Raw genomic sequence first — 18,385 nt, 5'->3', positions numbered from 1 at the left:
CGTTAGAAGTTATAGACCACTTCCAACTTGTATCCTGCTAATGCTTTTCTGGCTTTATCTATGTCTTGCGTAAATCCTAAAATATATCCTCCTCCACCGGAGCCGCAAAGTTTAAGGTAATAATCATTAGTATCGATACCCTTTTTCCAGAGTTTGTGGAACTGAGGGGGTATCATAGGCTTAAAATGGTCGAGTACCACATTGGAAAGCTCTTTGATATTTCCAAAAAGCGATTTGAAATCCCCTTTAAGAAAATCTTCCACGCAGGCATCTGTGTGTTTCACAAACTGGTTTTTTATCATTTTGCGAAATCCTTCCTGCTTCATGTTCTCCATAAAAATGTGAACCATTGGTGCGGTTTCTCCGGTCATTCCACTATCTAAAAGAAAAACTGCTCCTTTACCGCTATTGTTTTGTAAAGGAATGCCTGTAGGTTCTATATGGTCTTTTGAGTTTATGAGAATAGGAATGCTCAAATAGCTGTTTAACGGGTCGAGTCCTGAAGATCTGCCATGAAAAAAAGATTCCATAGCACCAAATATCTCTTTTAAGGTAAGGAGTTTGTCTCTGGTTAAATTCTCTAAAACTGTAATTTTATTGTGAGCGTATTTGTCGTAAACAGCGGCTACCAGAGCACCACTGCTCCCTACGCCATACCCCTGGGGGATACTGCTGTCAAAATACATACCCCGGCTCGTATCTTCCCGGAGGGCATCGATATCGAAAGCTACCAGACCGGGACGCGATTTCTGCAGTTCTTCAAGATATACGGTAAATTCCTGAAGGCTCTTATTAGAGCGCAATGCTTCGGGGGTTTCGTTTTCATCCAGCTTTAACGCGCCATTGTAAAAATTATAAGGTATGGACAACCCTTTGGAATCTTTTATGATCCCATATTCTCCAAAGAGAAGAATTTTAGAGTAAAAAAGTGGTCCTTTCATAGCTTTTTCCTTAGTTCGTGATTTGGTTAACAGTTTAGTCCTATCATTGCAGTATAACTTACTGTTAAAGATACTAAATTTTTAATTGCAGGTGCTTTATAGTTTGGCCATGTTGTTTTTTACATATAAATTTTTTTAGACCTTCTGATCAAACAAACGCTCTGCTCCTTTACCTGTACGGTCGCAAATATACTGTCCGTTTTGACAATACGCAACTAACTCATTCTTAATAAATTCAAAAACCTTTTGTTTATCTTTCTCAGGATACAAAACGTGTACATTAGCACCTGCATCCAGCGTAAAGCATACCGGAAGCCCGGTTCCTTGTCTGAATTGCCATATTTTTTCAAGAATTTTGAGAGTGTTGGGCTTCATTAACATAAAATACGGGAGGCTGGTCATCATCATGGCATGAAGAGACAAAGCTTCACTTTCTACTAATTCAATAAAACCTTTTAGATCGCCTTCTGCAAGAACTGTGGTAAGGCGGGTAAGGTTATTTCCTGCCTGATCAAACCGCTGTGTTGCAAAAGGATGCCCGTGCATAAGTTGATGCCCTACTGTACTGCTTACTTGTTTTTCTCCTTTATCCACCAGTAAGATCGTATCCTGATAGTTTGCAAAGACCGGATGCACCTTTCCCGGATATTTCACTCCATAAAGATCGGAGCTTTGGGCTACAAGATCGTGTTTTCCCCAAACTACCAGTTCTCCTTCCACACTTCTACTGGCACTTCCGGAACCCAGACGTGCCAGAAAAGAGGCTTTCCTGTTAAAATACAGAGAATCCATATTGGGTACAAACAACCTTTCTATATCCATAAGGCAAAGGGCCAGAGCACTCATACCACTGGCAGAAGAAGCAATACCGCTACTGTGAGGGAAAGAATTGGAGGTCTCTACTACAAAATGAAGGTCCCTAATAAAAGGCATATACAACTCTATTCTTTCAAAAAAACTGACAATTTTGGGCTTGAATGCCTCTTTGGGTTTTCCTTCAAAAAAGAGATCTAATGCATATTTTTCTTCAAATGAGGTTCGCTTATCAAAATGCACCTGGGTCGTCGTAGCACAATGCTGTAATGTAAAGCTAAGTGAAGGGTTAGAAGGTAATTGTGGTTCCCGTTTACCCCAGTATTTTACCAGTGCAATATTACTGGGAGATCTATAGGCAACACTTCCTTTAAGAGGAATACTCACATCATTGTATAAAGGCATGAAATCTTTTTCGGTCATCTGCCAAATTTTTGGCAAAGATACAAGTTTCCGGTAGTCTGTACTGTAACAAAAAAAGAATGTATATGACATATAGTTCAAACTATTAAACTCAGTATATATGATCTTTAAAAGTTATTTGAGAAACCTTGTTGAGATTACCGGACTTCCGCTTATTGTTATTGCCACCAGCCTTTTACTTCTTCAATCAAAGCAGTTATCCCTGCAGCCTGCACTGGGCTGGGGAATATTTGTTGACCTGTGTTTAATAGCTCCTCTGTTATATGTGCTTTCCATTAGAAAAAAGAACATTTCTGTTTTCACAGTGATACCTGTTACCATAGGTTGTTTTTTCCTGGCCAGATACAGCATGCCTGCTTCCTTTAGCAGTGGGCTGGAACCCTTGTTTATCTGGGGAATTCCTGTTCTGGAGTTAGGCATACTCTCTTTTGTTGTGTACAAAGCTTTAAAAATGTACCGAATTCTAAAAAACACAGCGTCGCCTTCTGTTGATTTTATGTCTTCCCTGCGTACTGCATTGAACAAAATTCAAATACCCGCGCTTGTAAAAAGCGTATTGGTAACCGAAATAAGCATGGTGTATTATGCATTCCTGCGCTGGAAGCGGGTACCTCAGCCTAAGTTTTTCTCAAGCCACAAAACAGGAGGGCATATATCAGTATTCCTGGGTATTATTATGCTCCTTATGGTAGAATCTATAGCTTTACATATAATAATACAACGCTGGAATACCACCATTGCATGGATTTTTACATTTTCAAGCATTTATGCAATAATACAGTTAATCGCTCATATGAAAGCGCTTTATCTAAATCCTTCTTCTCTTGAAGATGATCACCTTATCATTCGCTACGGCATCTTTGGTGAAGGGCGCATTGCTATTGATAATATAATTGCCGCAGAGAAAACAGCCACCTGGGATAAAAAAGAGGCCTTAAGTATAAAACTGGCACTGCTTAAAGACGTGGAAGAACACAACATAAAGATCACGCTTAAAGAGAAAGAATATTTTACACAAGCATACGGTGCTGGTAAGTTTTATAAAAAATTATATTTTTACGTTGATAATCCTGATGAACTGATAAGGAAGATCAACGAAATATGTCAAAAAAAATACTGAAAATTGTTATTGCCGTTGGTGTATGCCTGTTAATAGGCTTTGTATCGGGTTTTGCTACCCAAAGTTCAGTGAATGACTGGTACGTTACACTGAATAAGCCGGTTTTCAATCCGCCCAATTGGATATTTGCTCCGGTATGGACTGTACTTTATATACTCATGGGAATTGCTGCCGGACTGGTATGGATACGTGGATTTTACCATGTTTGGGTAAAAACGGCATTGTATCATTTTGGGTTTCAATTACTACTTAATGGTTTGTGGAGTATTGTGTTTTTTGGGTTTAAAGAACCGGCCTGGGCCTTTCTGGTGATCTTAGCTCTTCTTGTGCTTATTATTTTAACGATTAAATGGTTTAGGGTAGTAAGTAAAACCGCTTCTTATTTATTGATTCCCTACTTGTTATGGGTATGTTTTGCGACAGTTCTAAACTTTAGTATTTGGCAGCTTAATTAAGTGTTATAGCCTGTTTTTTCAAGATACCGCCTCCTGAGTAATCGCTTCTGCTGCCAGATAGCCTCCTGTCCAGGCATTCTGAAAATTGAACCCCCCGGTAATCGCATCTATATCAAGTATTTCTCCTGCAAAATAAAGATCAGGAAGTATTTTGCTTTCAAAGGTCCGGAAATGTACCTCCTTAAGAGAAACACCTCCCGCCGTCACAAACTCTTCTTTAAACGTACTCTTACCCTCTACTTTGAAGCTGGAAGTACAAAGTTGTTTTTGCAGTTCGTGTAAACGTTTATTGGATATCTCGGCCCATTTTTCTTCAGGTGAGATCCCTGAAGCTTCTGTTAGTGCCCCCCATAACCTTTTAGGCAAATTGAAAACCTTAGAACCCGCTACGGTTTTACGGGGCTGATCTTTGCGGCAACTCTCAAGTGTTTTCAAAACCTCAGGGGCTTCTGTAAAAGGCAGCCAATTTACACTAAGCCGGAAATTATAGGTAAGTTTACATAATTCGCGTGCGCCCCAGGCCGACAATTTTAAAATAGCGGGGCCACTCATTCCCCAATGTGTTATTAATAAAGGTCCCTGAGATTCCAGTATGGGCTTGCTGCTTCCCGATAAGGCATTTTCGGACCATACCTGAACAGATGCCAAAGTGCTTACACCCGAAAGCCCTGCAATGCGATTATCTTTTATATTAAAAGTAAAGAGCGAAGGCACCGGCGGTATAATTGTATGCCCAAGATCTGCCAGTATGTTCCATATTTTAGAATTGCTTCCGGTAGTCATTAATAGTTTCCTGCACGTAAATACACCCTTAGTTGTCTCTAAACACCATTGTGTATTCTCTCTTTTTATACCTTTCACCGATACCCCGGTTTGGATGTTTACTCCTAATCGTTTGCTTTCATTTAAAAAACAATCTATTATAGTTTGAGATGAGTTACTCACCGGAAACATACGGCCATCTTCTTCTATCTTTAAAGGAACTCCGCGTTCTTCAAAAAAAGCGATCGTATCTCCGGTACAAAATCGATGAAAAGGTCCTATTAGTTCTTTTTCACCCCGCGGGTAGTTTTTGACTAATTCTTTCGGGTCAAATTCGGCATGCGTAACGTTACAACGCCCTCCCCCCGATATCCTTACTTTAGAGAGCACTTCTTTCCCCCTTTCTAAAATGGAAATTTTGAGTGCCGGATCTCTTTCTGCTATGTGAACGGCCGCAAAGAATCCTGCCGCACCGCCTCCTACAATTAGCACATCATAGTGCATATCTATATACTTTTTTTGAGCTCCTGCAAAAATGAAGAAAATTACGGACTCTCCCTTATTTTTTAACTCTGTCAGGATAATTGGTAAAAATCCCATCTACGCCTATCGCCCGCATACTTTCTATGTCTTTTTTCTGGTTTACTGTCCAGGGATATACTTTTAATCCGTTTTCATGTATTTGAGAAACCACTTCTGCCGTAAGTAATTTATAATAGGGGTTAATGGCTACGGCATCTAACTTTTTAGCAGTTTCTATGGCTGCCAGCGGATCTGCTTCTGTGAGAACTGCAATAGCAATTTTTTCATTAAACGTGCGATAGTGTTCCAGCTCATCCCAACGAAAACTGGATATAATAAAATCTTCCATTTTCCAGTCTTTTTCTTTCACATAATAGTTAATAATATGATCTACTTTCTCGGCGGTATCTGCTCCCTTTAACTCAATGTTTAGCTTACATTTGCCATTAATAAGCTTCAATACATCCTGCAATAAAGGAATACGGTGCCCTCCTTTAAGGGTAAGGTTTTTAACCTGAACTACATTAAGGTCCTCGATTTTTCCGGTTCCATCGGTTAATTTGTTTACTTTCTCATCATGAAATACTACGATCTCTCCGCTTTTTATTTTAAAAACATCGATTTCTATGGCATCTACCCCTAGTTCTAATGCTCTTTGTACAGATGCCAGAGTATTCTCTGTTTCATACCCCATAGCACCCCGGTGTCCTATTACCATCATCTCTTTTTTCACATTTGTGCAGTTAAACAATAGCAATGTTATCAAACCTGTTACTAAAGAAAAAAAAACATGTTTCATGAATTTTCTTTTTACGTATTCATAATTGTGATTCTGTGAATAAAAATAGTATATAAAGATTAAAAGGAATGGATAAGGAGTATTTAAATTATCATCTTTTTGAAAAAAAATACTTACCTTAGAATATCTATTAACTTAAAAACTAACCAATTATGTTTTCAAAAGCGAACATTATTGCAACCCTTGTCGGTTTTTTTATTTTATTTATGCTGGGATGGATTTTTTATGGCATTCTGGCCGCCGATTTTTTTGAGGCCCAGTCAACTATTAACATAATGAAAGACCCGCCTGAAATGGGACTCATTGCGTTGAGCTGCCTCATACAGGGCTTTGTGCTCTCTACGCTGTACGGTAAGTTTGCCGGCGGTGAACACAGTTTTGGCAAAGGCTTTGGGCTGGGTGCGTGGATAGGTGCATTTTTGGGCTTTGGAATAGGCCTTATGTGGTATGCAACTTCTGATCTGATGACTCTTACCGGAACCCTGGCTGATATGGTCTGGGTGGTAATTGAATATGGCTTTACGGTAGGCATTATAGCCCTAATTTACAAAGCACTTGACAAATAATTTATTGAGCAAAAGCTTTCTGCCAAAAATAGTTACCAGGCAGAAAGCTTTTTTATACATTACAAAGAAGTTCTTCTGTTTTGTTCTTCAGGATACTTAGGTTAGTAACAACCGGGCCTTCTATATTTCAAGTATAAAAGATTGTAGCGGCTTTATATCTATTCTTACTTTTCCTTTACCATTAACTACGGTCATAACTGGTTTATATGCTTCGTAAAGCCTGTCAAGAAGAGGATAAGAACCATCTTCAAGGTCCCATTTCTCAATGATGGAGGCGGGGAGTTCTAATTCAAAACCAAAGGTATTGACAGCGTCAAAGTTAGTGACGACAAGCAGTTTTTGATTCTCTGACCAACGCACAAAGGAAAACACTTTATCATTGTACCATTCTGTTTGCTCTCGGTTATGCCTGTGTATTTCCTCATAAGCTCCCATAAGGGCTTCACTATCACGGGTGAAGGTGAGCAAACGTTTATAAAAATCACGAAGTACTTTTTCTTTTTCTGACAATTGCCCGCCGTCAAATTTTTTGTGGTTCACCCATCTCTGATGATGTGGTACGCCAATATAATCAAATATCGATGTGCGGGAAGGTGTGCCAAATCCTGCATTTTCAGCTCCTGGTTCTCCTACTTCCTGACCAAAATAAATCATTATAGGTGAGGTGCTTATGGTAGCAGAAACTACCATAGCTGGTTTTGCTTTAAAAGGGTCTCCGGCAAACTCCGGGCTGGCGATACGCTGTTCATCATGGTTTTCAAGAAAATGCAGCATGTGATGTTCTATATCTGAAAGGCGTTCCTGAATATCGGCAATATAATCGGTTGATGAATGCCCCTTAATAATGCCTTTAAGAGTGTCGTACAATTCTACTTTATCATAAAGATAATCCATTTTACCATACTGAAGATAGGCTCTGTAAAGTGCAGGGTTATACACTTCGGCAAGAAGAAATGCTTCAGGGTTTTTGTTTTTAATAGATGTATTGAGATAACTCCAAAAAGGAATGGGCACCATTTCGGCCATGTCAAACCGAAATCCATCTACACCCATTTCTATCCAGTACAGTGCTATATCTTTAAACTTTTTCCAGGAATCTGGTACATCTTTGTCTTGCCAGAATTCAAAATGAGCCGCCACGCCTTTTTGATCAAACCCTTGGGGCAGGCTGTCAAAATCGTAAGTGCCATCTGGCCTTACTCCATAGTTTATTTTAACGGTTTCATACCAGTCGTGAAATGCAGGTTGTGATGCACGGGAACCATTTCCGGTCCATTTCGCCGGCTTTTCCAGAAACAAGCCGTCTGCCTGTGAATGTAATTCGCCCCCCAAAGGCCGGTAGTTATCTTTCCAGGTGGGGACTTCAAAAACTTCACCCGGATTGTAATAAAAATTGTTATCTCTGTTGTAGGCTACACTGGTATCATCACGGCTTCCAAAATCACTCACCCCTTCAGGATTGGTTTTTCCTTCATAGTTACGTGCTATGTGATTGGGCACGATATCAATAATTAGTTTTAATCCGTTTTTATGGGTGCGCTCTATAAGTGCTTTGAACTCTTCTAAACGCCGTGAGGGATCATCTGCCAGATCAGGATTTACATTGTAATAATCTTTTACGGCATAGGGAGACCCTGCCCTGCCTTTAACCACGTCGGGGTCATCGTTTGAAATACCATAGGCAGAGTAATCTGTAATTACGGCATGGTGCGGAACACCGGTGTACCAGATGTGAGTTACGCCCAGTTTTTTTAGTTCCTGGAGAGCCTTATCACTAAAATCACTAAACTTTCCAACGCCGTTCTCTTCGAGTGTACCCCAGGGTTTATTGGTTGTATTGGTATTTCCAAAAAGCCTAGTAAACACCTGATAAAGAACTACTTTTTTTGGTTTTTCTATTTCCCTTTCTATTGCCATTTTTTCCTTTTCTTCTTTCTTTTCATTTGTGCACCCTGTATTTAACAACAGCAGGCACATTAATACTTGTAAATAGTTTCGCATAATATCAGGGTTTTACCACCATTTTATAATCACCGGGCATTACGGTAATACTTTGGTTAAAAAATTGAAAGGTCTCTGGCCTCTCACTTTTATTAAAAATAGTAACTGCCTCATGATCAAAATACTTTCTTTTAATAATGAGTACAGAATCATTGGAAACGGGTATGGAAGTGGTACCGTAAAGCAATGCCATAGAGTTGCGTCTCAGTGCCGTTAACCTGGAAACCCTGGTGCGTAAATGCTTTTCTTTACCGGTAAGGCCGGCAAACTTCATCATTCTTCGGTTATCGGGATCGTTGCCTCCCGGCGAACCGAATTCATCACCGTAATAAATACATGGTATTCCGGGAATGCTTAAGTTAAAAGCATGCAGCATTTCCAGTTTTTTATACGCAGTGGAATCTGAAATCCCTATATCCCTGGTCCATCCGGCCAACTTGGCATCTTCTGTAAATTTTACGTCTCCGGAAGCATAACTTATAAAGCGTGCCCGGTCCTGATTACCGGTAATATTTCCCATTAAATGATTGGTACCATAATAGGAGAGACTTTGTTTCAGAGCATTGACCAACGGTTCAAAAGAATGCTCATGATCTACAAACGCATATACAGACGCGTCGTATAAGTTAAAATCAAACTGGGCATCTAACATACCGGTACTCACATAGCTTCTAATTAGTTCATAGCTCCCATAAGTTTCTCCTATCTGATATACCGGGCGGTTTACCTGATTACGAACTTTACGGGTCAATTCTCTCCAGAATACTTCGGGAATATGTTTGGTAGCGTCATGGCGAAAACCATCCAGTTTATAACGGGTAACCCAGAACACAGCAGAATCGGTCATAGTCTCATAAACCTGCTTCTTTTGAAGGTTTAAGGTAGGCAGAAAGGTATCAAACCAGGTGGTGAGCCTGTGGTCATCCCAACGCTCTGTATTTAAAGTACCATCTGGCAAATACAGATTGGTGGCCCAGTCAGGGTGTTTTTTATAGAGCGGATGCTCTTCATGCACATGATTGGCAACATAGTCTAAAATTACATTCATGTCCTGATCGTGAGCCTGGTCTATGAGGTTTTCTAAAACCTCGTCGGTCCCAAACCTATCATCTATTTTGGTATTAGATATGGGCCAATAGCCGTGATAACCCGAAAAACGGGTGTATGGCTTTTTCCATAACCCATAGGCTCCTTCAGGATTTTGGGTAATGGGTGAGAGCCAGATCGTATTAACCCCAAGTTCCTGAAAATACCCTTCTTGAATTTTCTTCACCACTCCCTGAAGATCGCCTCCATAGTAATTGGCTTTGGGAAGTATGCTGTCATGTTTAACTTTTCGTGTATTAGAGGGTTCTCCGTCAAAAAAACGATCTACCATTAAAAAGTACATGATCTGGGTATGGAAATCTTTTCTTGTTAATTGCTCCGGAATGTTTACCACGATGCCATCCTGTAAAGGAATGAGCAGATCGTTCGCTCTGCCGTTTTCGTTGTATGCATATACTTTTATATGGGCACGCCCTTGCGGAATATACCCGGGAATGGTAACGTTTATATTATTTTTATCGATATGTATGAATTTTGCATCCAATAGCTGGTTATTCAGATAAATAAAAAGACTATCCAGCTCCTGATCGCTTTTAAGGCTAAAACTTCCGTTTTTTATATGCTCAGTAGTCAGGAAGGGCGGAGTAGCTTTCTTACCAACATAGAATACAGAATTTGCCCCTCCCGCTCCATTGTCCAGTTTTTCGGGATTTGCAGGATCTGCCATTTCTTCTCCGTCTGCTACAAACAGATATGGGTGTACTCCGGGAGCAAGGCGGGCAGTATATTGCCATTTTCCTTCGTTAAATATCATAACAGAGCGTTCAGGCACCCAGCCATTAAACGACCCTTTAATTTTTACGGATGCGTACTTTTTTTGAGGGTCTGCCAGTGTAAAATCAACCTTTTCCTCATTGCTTTTATAAACGGGAATATCATTTACGGCTCCCTGTGTCCAGATGCGTAGGTTGGCCATAAATGGCATTTGTGCTTCCGGCCATATCACAATTTTTTTCTGGTTTTTTAAAACTTCTGTTCTAAACCCTACAGCAGCTTGTATAGAATCAATAAGGCTTGTATCTGGAAAATAGTCAGAAAGCCAAAGTGTATCTTTTTCAGAAGAGAGATATATAGGTGTAGCTATGGTTGTTATAAGGGATGGTTTTTGAACTTTTTTTTGAGGTTGACAGGATGTAACTGCTAAAAAGGTACTTGCTATGAAGACTTTATGTATGTACTTGTACATTCTTATGATTATTTAAGTTCAATGATCATGGCCGTTTTTCCCGGTATTTCGAGAACACTCCTGATATTTATATCTTTTTTGGTAAAAACTTCCCATCCGGCAGAAAACTTTCCGGTTATTTCTTCAAAAGAGCTCATGGTTACTTTTTGATTTTCAGGATGATTGTTGATCAGTACCATTACGGCTTCATCTTCAGTATATCTGAAATAGGTGTAAACGTTATTTTGAGGAGCAAAATGTCGTGTTTTTCCAAAGTGAACGGCTTTTTGTTCTTGGCGCCAGTTAAAAAGTAATGAAGTGAACTGAAAATATTCCTGCTGTTTGGAGGTTCTTCCCCGAGCGCTAAAGGCATTGTTTTTATCTCCGGGCCACCCTCCGGGAAAATCTCTTCTAATATCACCATCACCCTTTTCCTTGTCTCCTTTCATTCCTATTTCACTGCCATAATACAATTGGGGGATGCCTCTAATGGTTGCTATAAGGGTCATAACCAGTTTATAGTCTCGTATATCCGGATAGATCTCATTAATTCTTTTAGTGTCGTGATTTTCTGCAAAAACGAGCAGATTGTTAATATTGGGATATAAAAAATCATTCACGAGGTTGTCGTACACACGAACCATTCCTTTGTTCCAGTGTTGTTCATCTTCCTGAAAGGCTTCCATAATGGCATCATGCAAAGTAAAATCCATAACAGAAGGCAGATGGGTATTATAGCTTTGTATGGCAGCAATCTCGCTGTTTTTTTGCCAGTAGGCTATTTGTGCCTGATTGTGCAACCAGACTTCACCCACAATATTGATATTGGGATATTCATCTGTTATTGCTTTGGTCCACCGGGCGATTCCTTCTTTATCATTGTATGAATATGTATCTACCCGAAAGCCATCGAGGTCTGCATACTCTATCCACCAGATAGCGTTTTGAATAAGGTACGTAAGCACAAAGGGATTACTTTGATCAAGGTCTGGCATGGTTTTCACAAACCAGCCATTCATACATTGTGTAAAATCTGCATGGGATGCATTAGGATCAAACTGTGCGGTCATTCTGTGATTGGTGTTCTCATACCCCGGGAACTGATGTATCCAGTCATACATAGGAAGGTCTTTGATCATCCAGTGTTCACTGCCCCAATGATTAGTTACGTAATCCATAATAAGTTTCATGTCACGCTTATGTAGTTCATCGGCAAGCTTTTTATAATCTTCATTGGTGCCAAATCTGGGATCTATACGATACACGTCAGACTGGGCATAGGTGTGATATGAATACGCAGGATCATTATCTTCCAGCATAGGAGTACTCCAGATGGCTGTTGCACCTACCTCTTTAATATAATCCAGATGCTCTATGATACCCTGAATGTCACCCCCGTGACGACCTCCCTGTAAAGACCGATCTGCCTTTTCAGTAACTGAGGGGTGAGAATCGTTCGCAGGATCACCGTTGGCAAAACGGTCTGGCATCAGAAGATAGATCACATCTGATGCATCAAAACCTTTTCGTTGTGCTGATCCCGGCCGGCGTTCTTTGAATGTATAGGTATGTGTGAAGGCTGTTTTTCTTTCCGACTTGAAAACGATGTCTATTTTACCCGGAGTAATTCTCTTGGTGTCAAGGGTAATAAACAGATAATTAGGATTTTCGGGCCGTACTACTCGCTTAATGATAACTCCTTCTATTTCGGGGGTATATCTGGCAATATTGTGCCCATACACCATAAGCTGTAGTTCGGGTAATCTCATATCGCTCCACCAGAAAGGAGGGTCTATACGTTCTAACTGTGCAGTAAGTAACTGGCTGGTCACTATTGCCAGAAGTATAAATAGCTTTTTCATGTTTATACGATATTTTTCAGTGGTTCAGATTATTTGAGGGTACTTTATACAGACACAAGGTTATGGGGTTGTACGGTTATTGTGCTGCCATTAACCTTAATGTCAAGTGCTGTATTGCCTTCCAGGTGAAAGGTGGTTTGTTGCTGTTCAACTTTCACCTTTAGGATCTGGTTCCTGAAGTTTACTTTAAAAGAATATCCCTGCCACTCCTTAGGTATTTTGGGAGCAAACGACAAATAGCCATCTTTTATCCGCATACCTCCAAATCCTTCAACAATACTCATCCAGGTTCCCGCCATTGAGGTAATATGCAGGCCTTCATGCACTTCTTTATTGTAATCATCAAGATCGAGCCTTGAAGTTCTCAGATAAAAGGCATAGGCCTGATCCATGCGATTGAGCGATGCTGCCAGAATGCTGTGAACACAGGGAGACAAGGAAGATTCATGTACCGTGAACGGCTCATAAAAATCGAAATGGCGCTCCATTTCTTCAAGTGTAAAATGATCTTCAAAAAAATAAAAACCCTGAAGCGTATCTGCCTGTTTAATGTATGGAGATCTCAAAATACGATCCCATGACCACTTTTGATTGATGGGACGTTGTGAAGGATCCAGACCGGCAACTGAAATGAGTTCTTTATCAAGAAAACCATCCTGCTGTAAATACACATCATAGGTCTCTGAATAAGGGAAGTACATAGTATCTGCAACTTCTTTCCATTTATTGATTTCTGTATCAGAAAGTCTGGTTTTGTCTATAATACGCAGATAATCTGCAGGATTCTTTTGTTTTACTTTCTTAATTTGTGAAATGGCATATTCAATGCACCATTTGGCAATGTAATTGGTGTACCAGTTATTGTTTACGTTGTTTTCATATTCATTGGGTCCGGTTACTCCCAGAATAACGTATTGGTTTTTAGCTTCGGAAAAGGAAGCTCTCTGGTGCCAGAAACGGGCAATACCAATAAGTACTTCCAATCCCATTTCAGGGATATAACTGGTATCACCGGTATATCTTTCATAATTGTAAATAGCATAGGCTATGGCCCCGTTACGATGAATCTCTTCAAAGGTAATTTCCCATTCATTATGACATTCTTCCCCATTCATGGTAACCATAGGGTACAGGGCTGCACCGTTACTAAAACCGAGGTTTTCGGCATTCTCAATAGCCTTCTCCAAATGGTTATATCGGTATTTAAGGAGGTTTCTGGCTACTTTGGCATCTTTGGTAGCCATATAAAAAGGGATGCAATAGGCTTCGGTATCCCAATAGGTACTTCCTCCGTATTTTTCACCGGTAAAGCCTTTTGGGCCTATGTTTAGCCGGGCATCTTTTCCCAGATAGGTTTGATTGAGATGAAAGATGTTGAAACGAATACCCTGTTGTGCCTTTACATCACCGGAAATGGTAATGTCGGCTTTTTCCCATATACCGGCCCATGCTTCTTTTTGTTCTTCAAGAAGTCCGTCAAATCCAAGGGTACATGTTTTTTGCAACACTTCACGAGCGGCCGGCACCAATGCATCTATATCATGATTGAGTGATGTTACGTATCCTCCCAGTTTGGTAATAACGAATTTTTGTCCTTTAGATACTTCTCTTTCGCAGGTAAACCCAACATAGTCACGTGTAATATGGGGCTTTGTATCAGGTGTAACTGTTTTCCCGTCAATTTCGAAAGAAGTTTTCATGAAGGTACATACATAAAAATGGGTTTTAAGGGTACGGGCTACTATAAATGCTTCATCCCTGTCCTGTTCAATTGCTCTGGGTTCCCAGAATTTCTCTTCCCAATTGGTATCTTCATTCTCAATACTGGCATCCAGATACGGTTCATATACTATCGCTGTGTTAACATTTAAGGGGGTTATACTGTATTGAACGGCTCCCACTTCATCGAGTGTGAGGCTCAAAAACCTTAACACACTCACCTCTACTTCAGCATCGTTGGGAAGTGTTGCCCTGAAAGAACGCCTGTACCAACCTTCTTTCATATTGAGTTCTCTTTTAAAATCTTCTATTTTTTTACAGGTAAAAAGATCGAGGGGTTCTCCATTCACTTTTACACGGATACCAATCCAGTTAGGGGCGTTGAGTACTTTGGCAAAATATTCGGGGTATCCGTTTTTCCACCAACCTACTTTGGTTTTGTCTGGATAATATACTCCGGCTATATAACTTCCCTGAAAAGTTTTTCCCGAATACTCTTCTTCAAAATTGGCCCGTTGTCCCATAGCGCCATTACCCAGGCTAAAAAGACTTTCAGATGCACATACTCTGGAAGGTTCAAAACCTTCTTCTATTACAGACCATTCATTCGGTTTAATATAATCCTGATTCATTGGTTTAGGTAGTTACTAGTTTTTCTATTAAATCAATATTTATTTCGGTAAACCCGCTAAAAATGTATTGTGCGTGTCCCAGCACTTCTTTTTTGCCAATACCTATGGAAATCATTCCGGCCAGATTAGCTGCGGTAACACCGGCAACTGAATCTTCAAAAACAAAACATTCTGAAGGCTCTGTATTTATAAGTTTTGCCGCCGTAAGGAACACTTCCGGATCGGGTTTGGCATGGGTAACGCTATTTCCATCTACTATAACGGTAAACATTTCCAAAAGTTCTGTTTTTTCAAGGATGGTTTTTGCATTCTTACTGGCAGAGCCTAAAGCAACAGGGGCATTCATGGCTTTCAGGTCTTTAATAAAGTCATAAACTCCGGGAAGCACATCGTCCCGGGTCATTTTTGACACAAAGGAGAGGTAGTCATTGTTTTTTTCATGAGCTAGATGATTAAACGTTTCATTATCCACTTTCTTATCTGCCCACTCTAGTATTTTATGAAGAGAATCTATCCGGCTTACACCTTTTAAAAGTTCATTACGCTCAGGAGTTAATTCGAAACCCAGTTGTGCCGCTGTCTTTCTCCATGCAAGAAAATGAAAGTGTGCCGTGTCCACGATCACACCATCAAGATCAAAAATAAATCCTTTGTTTTCCATTGTTAGTTTTGTTTTTATCAACCCTGCTTAATTTCTATAACTGCTTTATCACTAACGCGTAATGTGAGTACTCCAGAGATTATCATGGCAATTCCTCCGGTTACGAGTAAGTAAATAGTGGTTCCGCTGAAGAATGTATTTAACAGGAAGCCCAATATGGTACCTGCCACAATTTGAGGGATCACGATAAAAAAGTTAAATACTCCCATATAATATCCCATTTTTGAAGGAGGTAATGCACCGGAAAGCATGGCGTATGGTATTGACAAAATACTGGCCCAGGCAATGCCTACTCCTATCATTGAAACGATCAATACTTCAGGAGATTTTATGAAGTACATAGAAATTAGCCCCAGCCCTCCCAGTAATAATGCAACGAAATGTGTAAACTTTCTGCTGGTGACTCTGGCCAATACAGGAAGTAAAAAGGCTACGAGTGCGGCAACCCCATTATAAACCCCAAAAAGCACGGTCACCCAGTCTGCACCCTCATTATATAGTTGAGACGATGCATCTTCGGTACCGTAAATATGACTGGTTACTGCTCTGGTGGTGTATATCCACATAGAAAACAGGGCAAACCATGAAAAAAACTGTACCCAGGCAAGTTGCTTCATTGTTCCGGGCATATACAAGAGATCTGTCATGATGGTTACAAAACCATTCACTCCTTTGTTCCTTCTTAAAGATGACGCTAGTGTAAAAAGCACTCCTACTAATAATATCCCTAAAGATAAGATATACAGTTCTTTTTCTGCTCTGTACCATAGTATAAATACGGTTAACAGGGTTCCGAGACTTATCATAAACATACCGGCCTGCATGAGTTTTCGTATCCTGGCTGTATTTTCCCCAGATGTTAAAGGAGGCGATTGCAGGGTTTTGCTTTCATCAAAGGCTTCCATTTCTTCAGGGCTGTATTCTTTAGAACGAAATACAGTCCATAAAACGGTGACAAGAAATGCAAAAGCACCAATATAAAACGACCATTTTACTGAATCGGGCACTACCCCTTCGGGAGCGGTATTACTTATATCAAACCAGTTGGTAAAAACATAGGGCATAACAGAACCTACTACTGCACCAATACCAATAAAAAAACTTTGCATGGCAAAGCCAAGATTTCGCTGGCCGGGTGGCAGGTTATCTCCCACAAAGGCCCGAAAAGGTTCCATAGAGATATTAATTGAAGCATCCATGATCCAAAGCATCCCGGCAGCGACATACAACCCCGGAGAATTAGGCATTATACAAAGTGCCAGTGAAGCAAGAATGGCGCCCACCAGAAAATAGGGCCTTCTCCTTCCAAAACGGGTCCATGTACGGTCACTAAAATACCCTACAACAGGTTGCACAACAAGGCCGGTAATTGGTGCGGCGAGCCAGTAAAAACCCAACTTGTCTACATCTGCTCCTAAGGTTTCAAATATTCTGGAAGTATTTGCATTTTGAAGTGCAAACCCGAATTGAATACCAAGAAATCCAAAACTCATGTTCCAGATCTCCCAGAAACTCAAAGTACGCTTTTTCATTATCGTAATCTATTAAATGAAACTTACGATAAGCGTTATAACTTATCAAAACTTGTAAATTTGAGAAGTGAAAATATAAGTTTTGACGGGGTAAATATAATTATAATTTTTTAACCTCAGGGTAAAATCTTTTGGGTGGACTCCCTTTCCAATAGTGATGTTTTAATGACCTCGGTTCGATACAGCTCTTCATCTTCTTCATCTTCCAGCTTCTCTATCAGCATTCTGGCTGCAGTTTCTCCCATCTCTACACCATGTTGAACGACAGTAGTAAGAGTAGGAGTTGAATATTTAGATAAGATGCCATCGGTAAAACCCACAAATGATATATCTTCCGGAATGGCATGTCCTCTTTTCTGCGCTTCTTTCATAGCGGTTACCGCGAAAAGCTCGTTAACTGCAAAGACGCTATCGAAAGTATGGTTATCAAAAAGATTTCCAATAATCTGGCTGCAATTCTCTATATCTTCTATTTTGAGTATCAGATCTTCATCTATTGGCAAACCGGCGTCTTCCAGCGCATGCCTATATCCCATAGTCCTTAGTTTTCCAACACTTACATAATCTACTGTAGTCAAAAGTGCTATTCGTTTTCTCCCGGTATGCAACAGGTGTTCTACTGCCAGGTAGGCCCCATGGGCATCATCTATAACCACTTTATCACAATAGATCTCGTCTGCTACCCTGTCAAACATAACCAGCGGCATACCCTGGTTTATCACTTCTCGCAGGTGATGAAAATCTTTATTCTTCTGGGTTTCTTTAGAAAGTGACATAATAAAACCATCAATACTGCCATTGGCCAGCATTTCCATATTAATAACCTCCCGGTCAAATGACTCATTGGAAAGGCAGACAATCACATTGTAACCATGGGCATTGGCCACTTTCTCTATGCCGGTGATCACCATAGTAAAAAAATGGTGAACGATCTCCGGAATAATAACACCTATATTCTTGGTTTTCTTGTTTTTAAGGCTTACTGCTATATTATTGGGCTTATAGTTGTAAAGCTTGGCAAAAGCCTGTATTTTTTGACGTGTATCTAAACTTATTTCTTTGCTATTTCTTAAGGCTTTAGATACTGTTGAAACCGAAACTTCCAGTTCTCTGGCTATCTGCTTTAATGTGATTTTTCTTTTCATAATTATTAGCTTCTCAATAAAGATACGGTCATTTTGAATAATTATAAATATTCATAGGGTTGTTTTGTAAAACTCTTTTTTTTTGACTTTTTTTTAACACGAAAACGTTTTCTTAAAGTACGAAAACGTTTTCATTGAATAAGGCATCTCTTGAAAGTGA

Annotated in this window: 14 protein-coding genes; 3 read left to right on the top strand and 11 right to left on the bottom strand. The window is 40.0% G+C overall.

Features of this window, described 5'->3' with window-relative positions; all coding sequences use genetic code 11:
- Positions 1-2 precede the first annotated feature (2 nt).
- On the bottom strand, positions 3-941 hold the full coding sequence (locus WAO84_RS06485; protein WP_340064548.1) for a mevalonate kinase family protein: 939 nt from the start codon (positions 939-941) through the stop codon (positions 3-5).
- A 135-nt stretch (positions 942-1,076) separates the two neighbouring features.
- Positions 1,077-2,177: a diphosphomevalonate decarboxylase gene (locus tag WAO84_RS06480; protein ID WP_340064547.1), complete on the bottom strand. Its 1,101-nt coding sequence runs from the start codon at positions 2,175-2,177 to the stop codon at positions 1,077-1,079.
- A 100-nt stretch (positions 2,178-2,277) separates the two neighbouring features.
- Here WAO84_RS06480 and WAO84_RS06475 point away from each other — a divergent pair, with 100 nt between their 5' ends.
- Positions 2,278-3,297, top strand: coding sequence for a PH domain-containing protein (locus WAO84_RS06475; RefSeq protein WP_340064545.1), 1,020 nt, complete (start codon positions 2,278-2,280; stop codon positions 3,295-3,297).
- Positions 3,279-3,752, top strand: a complete 474-nt coding sequence (locus tag WAO84_RS06470; RefSeq protein WP_340064543.1) for a TspO/MBR family protein — start codon at positions 3,279-3,281, stop codon at positions 3,750-3,752. Before WAO84_RS06475 ends, WAO84_RS06470 begins: the two co-directional genes overlap by 19 nt.
- A gap of 18 nt (positions 3,753-3,770) precedes the next feature.
- On the opposite strand, the gene WAO84_RS06465 is transcribed toward WAO84_RS06470, so the two are convergent.
- Together WAO84_RS06465 and WAO84_RS06460 are read right to left on the bottom strand one after the other, a co-directional pair.
- Positions 3,771-5,018: a BaiN/RdsA family NAD(P)/FAD-dependent oxidoreductase gene (locus WAO84_RS06465; protein ID WP_340064873.1), complete on the bottom strand. Its 1,248-nt coding sequence runs from the start codon at positions 5,016-5,018 to the stop codon at positions 3,771-3,773.
- A 55-nt stretch (positions 5,019-5,073) separates the two neighbouring features.
- A complete protein-coding gene (locus WAO84_RS06460) occupies positions 5,074-5,835 on the bottom strand; it encodes a glycerophosphodiester phosphodiesterase (protein ID WP_340064540.1) in 762 nt (253 codons plus the stop codon).
- A 152-nt stretch (positions 5,836-5,987) separates the two neighbouring features.
- Between WAO84_RS06460 and WAO84_RS06455 the strand changes: the two genes are divergently transcribed.
- The gene (locus WAO84_RS06455; protein ID WP_340064539.1) at positions 5,988-6,401 is read left to right on the top strand and encodes a hypothetical protein; all 414 of its coding nucleotides are present in this window, start codon (positions 5,988-5,990) and stop codon (positions 6,399-6,401) included.
- Between the two features lie 120 nt (positions 6,402-6,521).
- Here WAO84_RS06455 and WAO84_RS06450 read toward each other — a convergent pair whose 3' ends face one another.
- The 7 genes from WAO84_RS06450 to WAO84_RS06420 form a co-directional block, all read right to left on the bottom strand.
- Entirely contained in the window at positions 6,522-8,402 is a 1,881-nt protein-coding gene (locus WAO84_RS06450; protein ID WP_340064538.1) for an alpha-amylase family protein, read from the bottom strand.
- Positions 8,403-8,406: 4 nt separating this feature from the next.
- Entirely contained in the window at positions 8,407-10,695 is a 2,289-nt protein-coding gene (locus WAO84_RS06445) for an alpha-amylase family glycosyl hydrolase (protein ID WP_340064537.1), read from the bottom strand.
- Between the two features lie 8 nt (positions 10,696-10,703).
- A complete protein-coding gene (locus WAO84_RS06440) occupies positions 10,704-12,536 on the bottom strand; it encodes a glycoside hydrolase family 13 protein (protein WP_340064536.1) in 1,833 nt (610 codons plus the stop codon).
- 44 nt (positions 12,537-12,580) lie between these two features.
- On the bottom strand, positions 12,581-14,887 hold the full coding sequence (locus WAO84_RS06435; protein WP_340064534.1) for a glycoside hydrolase family 65 protein: 2,307 nt from the start codon (positions 14,885-14,887) through the stop codon (positions 12,581-12,583).
- 4 nt (positions 14,888-14,891) lie between these two features.
- Positions 14,892-15,548, bottom strand: a complete 657-nt coding sequence (gene pgmB, locus WAO84_RS06430; RefSeq protein WP_340064532.1) for a beta-phosphoglucomutase — start codon at positions 15,546-15,548, stop codon at positions 14,892-14,894.
- Between the two features lie 17 nt (positions 15,549-15,565).
- The gene (locus WAO84_RS06425; RefSeq protein ID WP_340064530.1) at positions 15,566-17,080 is read right to left on the bottom strand and encodes an MFS transporter; all 1,515 of its coding nucleotides are present in this window, start codon (positions 17,078-17,080) and stop codon (positions 15,566-15,568) included.
- Positions 17,081-17,196: 116 nt separating this feature from the next.
- A complete protein-coding gene (locus WAO84_RS06420) occupies positions 17,197-18,225 on the bottom strand; it encodes a LacI family DNA-binding transcriptional regulator (RefSeq protein ID WP_340064529.1) in 1,029 nt (342 codons plus the stop codon).
- Positions 18,226-18,385: the final 160 nt, after the last annotated feature.

Source organism: Ascidiimonas aurantiaca (assembly GCF_037646345.1).
GTDB lineage: Bacteria > Bacteroidota > Bacteroidia > Flavobacteriales > Flavobacteriaceae > Ascidiimonas > Ascidiimonas aurantiaca.
This window is presented reverse-complemented; position numbering and strand designations above follow the sequence as displayed.

Bases quoted from the DNA above. Each gene is read 5' to 3' on its own strand.
- WAO84_RS06485 (WP_340064548.1), bottom strand. From the start codon at position 941: ATGAAAGGACCACTTTTTTACTCTAAAATTCTTCTCTTTGGAGAATAT.
- WAO84_RS06480 (WP_340064547.1), bottom strand. From the start codon at position 2,177: ATGACCGAAAAAGATTTCATGCCTTTATACAATGATGTGAGTATTCCT.
- WAO84_RS06475 (WP_340064545.1), top strand. From the start codon at position 2,278: ATGATCTTTAAAAGTTATTTGAGAAACCTTGTTGAGATTACCGGACTT.
- WAO84_RS06470 (WP_340064543.1), top strand. From the start codon at position 3,279: ATGTCAAAAAAAATACTGAAAATTGTTATTGCCGTTGGTGTATGCCTG.
- WAO84_RS06465 (WP_340064873.1), bottom strand. From the start codon at position 5,018: ATGCACTATGATGTGCTAATTGTAGGAGGCGGTGCGGCAGGATTCTTT.
- WAO84_RS06460 (WP_340064540.1), bottom strand. From the start codon at position 5,835: ATGAAACATGTTTTTTTTTCTTTAGTAACAGGTTTGATAACATTGCTA.
- WAO84_RS06455 (WP_340064539.1), top strand. From the start codon at position 5,988: ATGTTTTCAAAAGCGAACATTATTGCAACCCTTGTCGGTTTTTTTATT.
- WAO84_RS06450 (WP_340064538.1), bottom strand. From the start codon at position 8,402: ATGCGAAACTATTTACAAGTATTAATGTGCCTGCTGTTGTTAAATACA.
- WAO84_RS06445 (WP_340064537.1), bottom strand. From the start codon at position 10,695: ATGTACAAGTACATACATAAAGTCTTCATAGCAAGTACCTTTTTAGCA.
- WAO84_RS06440 (WP_340064536.1), bottom strand. From the start codon at position 12,536: ATGAAAAAGCTATTTATACTTCTGGCAATAGTGACCAGCCAGTTACTT.
- WAO84_RS06435 (WP_340064534.1), bottom strand. From the start codon at position 14,887: ATGAATCAGGATTATATTAAACCGAATGAATGGTCTGTAATAGAAGAA.
- pgmB (WP_340064532.1), bottom strand. From the start codon at position 15,548: ATGGAAAACAAAGGATTTATTTTTGATCTTGATGGTGTGATCGTGGAC.
- WAO84_RS06425 (WP_340064530.1), bottom strand. From the start codon at position 17,080: ATGAAAAAGCGTACTTTGAGTTTCTGGGAGATCTGGAACATGAGTTTT.
- WAO84_RS06420 (WP_340064529.1), bottom strand. From the start codon at position 18,225: ATGAAAAGAAAAATCACATTAAAGCAGATAGCCAGAGAACTGGAAGTT.